Raw genomic sequence first — 6,326 nt, 5'->3', positions numbered from 1 at the left:
CAAGGTATTCAGGCTTGTAGACAGGGTCGCCTGTCTCACGATTAATTTTTCCGATAAGACATCTTTTATTTCTGGGTTTTCCTTCACTATTACGATAGGAAGTTGATTCATATAGATAAGTATTGTTTCCAACTTTTTGCTTCACAATACAAGCCATATCGCCCCCTTTGTAGTAAGATGTTATTATACCTTCAAGGGGGCAAAACTAGCAGTTTTTTAAAATTTTTGAAAATTATTTTTAGCCAAAAACAACAAATAAAAACTTTAATCTCAAAGCCATACATCCAATTTTAGCACTTTGTATAACGTTTGTAGGTGTATAATTTATCGGGAATTTAGGTTACATTGTCGAGCGGGCTGATTGTGATCATGTATTGACACCCCTTTATTTAGATAAGTCGAGTTTTATGGGTGGATCGATTTTCAGGTGATCGCGATGAAAATAACCAAAGTAGCAGGTACCGCCGTAGTATGGATCATCTTGTGCGATAACCCAGTTGACTTCATTAAAATTGCTTGGATCGTAGCCGCCCTTGCTATGAGAGGTGACCACCGGTCCCAACGTAAAGGATCTATTATGATGGTTATTCGTGTCTCGCGCGCTCTCGACCAAACGGTCATCGTCATAGGTGTCTGCGTTGTACTGGCACCATGACATGGTTGAAAGCCAGTAGGGCTCGCCACGGTAATAAACCAATTCCCCCTCTGATAAATTCAGGCTCGTCACTATGCCATGGGTAAGGGCTCTGTGGTTCCAATCAATCCTTTTTCCAGCCTCGTCCATGGGCAGCAGTACTTGTCTTTCGCCCCCCCCTAGAGCTACAGTACCATGCCAAGGCTGATCAGGCCGATTGACAGCGCATCTGATTGGGTATTGACAGTCTTTGGGTTTAAAGTTCAATGACAAAAGCGTTTCTGGAATGCCATCGCGGGTAATGTCGGTTCGTGTGATTTTGAGCGAAGTATCAGCATTTCCAATCAGTAGCCCACGAAGGAACGATGTCGGCATTTGCGCAAGCAGCTCGTCAAGCTGTTTTCCCGTCACTTCCTCCCCCTTTGGCCGCGTCCAGTTGTCGTTGGGCGGCAGACGTTCCTCGGCACACACTGGCGGCGGGGCATCCTTCGGGCGGGACTTGAGATAGGCGAGCATGTCTTGGCAGGAGGCCTTGCCACCGTCACGGATGAGCACCCACTCGTAGTTGCGCCAGTCGATGTCGGGTTTAAGGCAGGGCCCGTCGTCGATCCTGGGTGGAAGCAGTGGTGCAGGCCCGTCCATGGTGGCAAGTACCTTGCGCAAGTGCCCGATTCGTGCGGTGTATGCAGCCTTAAGGCAGGCCGCATCAGCACAGGCATTGCGTTCCTCCCTTTCCCACTGGGACTGTTGGCCCTTGAACATATGAAAAAAGAGTCGTTTTTTGATTGACTCCCTCAATATATCGCCGAACAGCTGGTCCAGATCTTCATCCAGCTTTGATAATTTCGGGTTGTCACAGATCATTTTCTCTACCTGCGTGATTTCCCTCGAGCAATTAAAACTTGCCGCCTGCACAGACAGTGTTGTTATTCCGCAGGCAAGCACTATCATGACCAAGCCTATTTTTAGCGTTTTCATGTTGTTATCCTCCATGCTGCATGGTTGTTACCCTTTCCATAAACGGATAAAATGTTTTTTTTGTCGGGGCTTTGCCCCCCTAAGCTGGATAGCCTGAATATTGCTGCCCCATCCCTGCCATGTCATATGGGCCGTGCTGTGCATATCCGGATGGTGCAGACCGCTGGATTTCACCTCCCTCCTTGTCTTAAGCCTGAAAACCATTTTGAAATATCGCCGAAATCCGAATCCCGACGCGAGCCTTTCAACAAAACCAAGTCTTTATTTTTTAAAAAATTCTCCAGATAGTCACAAAGCGGCGCTGCCTTGTCAAAGTGGGGCCCCAGCATGTCTTTTGGCAGCTTTTCCCTTAAAAAAAACATTTCTTCACCATGGGTCAGGACATGGGCCACTCCCGTCTCCATTAAAGGCGTTGCCAGTTGCGCATGAAGCTCAGGTGCCATATCACCAAGGTGTACAATGCGGCCCAGTACGGCAATTTTTCTGCCTTCGCAGGGAGAATCCTTCAGAACCAAAAAGGCATTCAGCATGGAAATTACCACCGCATTCCAGCTGTCATCAATGATGTACACATCACCGCAGGGCATGGGCCACGGCAAGTGCTGCCATGGCATTGTGCAGCATACCTTCTCCCCTAAAAGGGATGTCCAGTGTTTTTTCAACACCATTCAGAGCAAGGGTGAGGCGGGAGCCATTGTTACTAAAAAGTTCATTTCCCACTCGACGTAGATAAAAAGGCCTGATTGTTATCGTCAGGTGGTAAGGAGCGAAGGATTTGCCGAGCGCGTTTTGAACTTTTTAGTATATTTTCAAAAAATCACTCACACCTCTTTAAAAATACTGTGTCAGCCAGCAGGCTACGCCATAGGACAGCGATGTTTTTTCGGCTGAATTTATGATTGACAGAGGGTAGTGCAGCTTCGCAGAGTGCTTTGTGCTTTTCCGGATTTTTGAGAATTTCTATGGTTTTTTCAGCCATGAGGTTCTCGTCTCCTGATGGGATCAGGCAGCCGTTTACACCGTCAGTGATCATATCGGAAGGCCCGTAATTGACATCAAAGGCCATAACCGGGCAACCGCAGGAAAGACTTTCCAAAATGGACATGGAAAAACCTTCCCGCATGGAAGTGGAAAAAGAAAGCCCTGCCCCAAGGTAGACGGATACCGGATCCTGTGTGAAGCCATGAATAAATACAGAATTTTCAAGACCGAGTTGCAGGCGCAGAGCTTCCATTAAAGGCTGATCATTCCCGCTGCCGTAAAAATGTAATTCTGCATCAGGCACCTCCCTGATAATCTTTGCAAAGGTCCGGATGGCAGCACCCTGATTCTTATCTCTGGCATATCTTGCAATATAAACCAGTTTCTGCCTTTTTCTTTTTTCAAAGGGAGGAAGGCTGTATGTCTGTGCTTTTATGGCGTGTGGAATAACCACGTAGGGCCCCCTGCCGAACCGCCGGGTGATATCTTCCTTTTGCTTTCGAGTCAAAAGAATGATGGCATCGGACAGGCCTGGATGGTTAAGAACCCGGGCAGCATAGTTTTTCATGGCTCCGCTTTCGGCTTTTGATCCGTCACGGGTGTGGGTGTTGTGGAGCATGGGGGCACAGATAAGGTTTTGCTTTTTTTCAGATAGCCGGGTCAGGGGTATAAAATAGTCTTCACTTCTGTCCATCAGCATGAAATGAAGGATATTTTTATCTTCGGATATTTTTTCAAGCCAGTATTCCACAAGCATGTTGATACTATCAAATATATGGATGCAGCGGCCCCTATCATCAAAAAGATGGATAACGGCAAGATTGTTTTTCCCCGCTTCTCTACGATAGTGGAAGATAATGGCCAGAGAGCCGTCCGGACGCATAAAATGTTCAGAAAGGGGCAGGCCGCTTTCCGGTTCAAGCATCTGAATCCGGCTGAGAAAGCCCTTTGCATCAAAGGTGTCCCTGCGCCATTTTTTTCCTTTGTTAAAGTGATTGATATATTCGGTGGCTCTGCTCTCCGGTGATCGCTTTACATACATGATAAAGTTGTTTTCAGCATCATAAACCCGCAGATCCTCGGTTCCCGGCACTTCGATTCCTGTCCAGCCGGCAGCCATATGTGTCTCTGTGATTGTCCTCGGCATGTTAATGGCTGCATTCTGAAAATAATCAAAGATATTATGAAAAATCTGATTGCTGGATATATGATTGTTTTTTATAAAAAGATCTCTGGTAACAGCAAATGCAGGATCGTACTGGAGCGTTAGAATCTCAGGAGAAATATTCATTTCTTCAAAAAAAAGACCGGCCCTTAAAAGGGCAGAGTTTTCAATTCCGCTGCGTGTTTCCGCCATTTTTTTAGTCAGAAACATGACCTTGAGTTTTTTTTCCGAGAGCAGTTTTTCAAGGATTTCATGGCCCTGCTTGCGCATGGAGTCAGATAACTCTCCGGGGATTGTTTTTTTGTCTGTAACCGGACCAAGACGGACAGAGAGAGTGTGTGGCAGAAAAAAGCGGGCAATGGTGTCCCTTTCTTTAATTACAGAGACCTCTGCCTGAAGCACACAGTTTTTCATTCTTTTTTTTTCAGGTGGACGGATTCCGCAGACGTCTTTGTATATCCGTCCTTTTTGCCATAGGCTTGTGGGCAACTGCCAGTCACAGGGATCATGATCAGAGGCCTGCCCCCATACGGGAGCATCGGAATGATCAGGAATAAGACGGATCTGTATGCGATAATCATCCCTGAGGGTTTCATCGCATTTCCAGTAGGATTCCACCCAGACAATCTGCCTTTTAATGATATCCTGCGACGGAGAAGTCCGTATGCCCATGAGTGTCAGGGGGCCAGCTGTAAGCTCTTGTATTTCAGCATCTTCCGGTACTTTATTTACGGTATGCAGCCTGGCAGTTTCACTTGTATCCACCTGTATTATTTGCGGCATCGGTGATGGAGCAGGCTGCAGCACACGTTTTTCCCGATAGGGAGGATGAATGTCAATCACTCCGCAGCCATCGGAAGAAGGGTACATTGCGGACCCGAGGTCTGCACATTTTCCTGCATATTTTTCTATGGCTTCAGAAGCATCTGTTCCATGAAGAGCTTCGCTGAATCCAAACCCGGTTCCTGCTGGATAAAAAAGAAGACGTTCCACACCGCAGGCAGAGAGTTCAAGGTGGAAAACACCGCTTTCACCTTGAATTGAACGGATGGAGTCAAAAAGAAGATCCCCCGCATCATAAATGATGGGGCGCTGCCGGTAGATTTCCGTTCCGTGGAGACTGTGGCCGGAAGCTCCCAGTACAGCGTCTGCACCTGCATCAATCAATGCCCTTCCCACGGCCTTTTTTTGAGGAGAAGGAACGGGCGTTGGTGGCCATTCCCAGTGCACGGCAATGATGACAATATCGGCCTTTTCCCTTGCGGCCTGGATCCGGGGCGTAAAAACATTTTTCCATTTTTCCGGAGAGGACAGGGGCAGAAAAGCCGTTCCCGGTTCACTTTCGGTAGCGGCAAAGGGAGGCATGGTTGCATCTGCTGAAAAAACGGCAAGATTCAGCTGTCCCGCCCTGCATATGACAGGAGAGAATGCTTCTTCTGTATTTTTTCCGGTTCCGGCATGGAAAATACCTGCTTTTTCGAGCCATTCTGCCTGCTCCATAAGGGCGTCCGGCCCATAATCACCACTGTGGTTGTTGGCCGTTGTCACCAGCCCGATACCGCTGGCGACAAGGAGGTTCAGCATTTCAGGCCTTGCCCTGTAATAGTAGGGACCGCTTTCATTTTTTTCCACTCCGTACTGACCATTCCTTGCGACTACGCACTCCAGATTTACCATGGTAAGATCAGTATTCTTCAGTGCATTAATGCGACCAAGAGGACCAGTCCATCCCAGTTCGGCTGTTCTGTAGTGCTGCCTCCGTGCCAGATTTACATCGCCGCCCCATGCTATTTTTGCTGATACTTCTGGTCTGTCAGTGTCTGGTTTTTTATTTTCGGTTTCATTTTTTTTGTTTGTAAAAACAAATTTTTGCTGAGTGCTTTCGGAAAAGGTTTTTGTCTCATCAGCAGCATGGGGCATGTCAAGATAATGGTGGAGGTATGCCACAAAGCCCGAAAGATAATGTTCCACATCATCAATGCGTACCCGGAAAGCATGGTGGCGGATGAAAAAACTGCCCAGAATGCGCTGGGGGTTTTCAAAGAACATGGCAAATTCCGGCCAGAAATGGCCGTTGAGCAGATAACGGGCGCGGTGTTCCAGGGCATGGTAGAACTTGTCCATATCCAGTGCATGAAGAAGATGGCTGTTGTCCGGGTCTTTCTTCAGACGGACAATCATCTTGTGGGCCGCCATCATCAGTTCCAGCAGAGTGGGAAAGGTGGTGATGCGCTTCAGCACAAAATCCAGGTGGCCTGCCACATTCTGTATGCCGAAGCAGTAGTATTTTTCTTCCGGACGGTAGAGGGTCAGCTCGTTTACGCAATAGCTCAGCCAGTGGTCATTGGCCCTCCAGTGATCCTTTGCAATGAAGTATTCAAAGGCTTTTTCCACTGTGCTAAGCCAGCGTTCATCCTTTGTGAGGCCGTAAAGGCGCATCAGGCCAAAGGCGGCCTCCCCGTCGTAATAAATAATTCCTAAATTCCCGATAAATTATACACCTACAAACGTTATACAAAGTGCTAAAATTGGATGTATGGCTTTGAGATTAAAGTTTTTATTTGTTGT

The 6,326-nt window shown here is 47.4% G+C and carries 3 protein-coding genes; all 3 read right to left on the bottom strand.

Going from position 1 to position 6,326, the window contains the following annotated elements; genetic code table 11:
* Nucleotides 1–385: 385 nt before the first annotated feature.
* Nucleotides 386–1,627 (bottom strand): lysozyme inhibitor LprI family protein, encoded by a 1,242-nt coding sequence (locus LZ24_RS16635; RefSeq protein WP_222427693.1) that lies wholly within the window; start codon nt 1,625–1,627, stop codon nt 386–388.
* 155 nt (nt 1,628–1,782) lie between these two features.
* Nucleotides 1,783–2,226, bottom strand: coding sequence for a UDP-N-acetylmuramoyl-tripeptide--D-alanyl-D-alanine ligase (locus LZ24_RS16630; protein WP_222427692.1), 444 nt, complete (start codon nt 2,224–2,226; stop codon nt 1,783–1,785).
* A gap of 203 nt (nt 2,227–2,429) precedes the next feature.
* Entirely contained in the window at nt 2,430–6,197 is a 3,768-nt protein-coding gene (locus LZ24_RS16625; protein ID WP_144686832.1) for a CapA family protein, read from the bottom strand.
* Nucleotides 6,198–6,326 lie beyond the last annotated feature (129 nt).

The organism is Desulfobotulus alkaliphilus (genome assembly GCF_007830435.1).
GTDB classification, from domain to species: Bacteria; Desulfobacterota; Desulfobacteria; order Desulfobacterales; family ASO4-4; genus Desulfobotulus; species Desulfobotulus alkaliphilus.
Note: the sequence above shows the minus strand (reverse complement) of the source record. Positions and strands in the feature narration are given on the sequence as shown.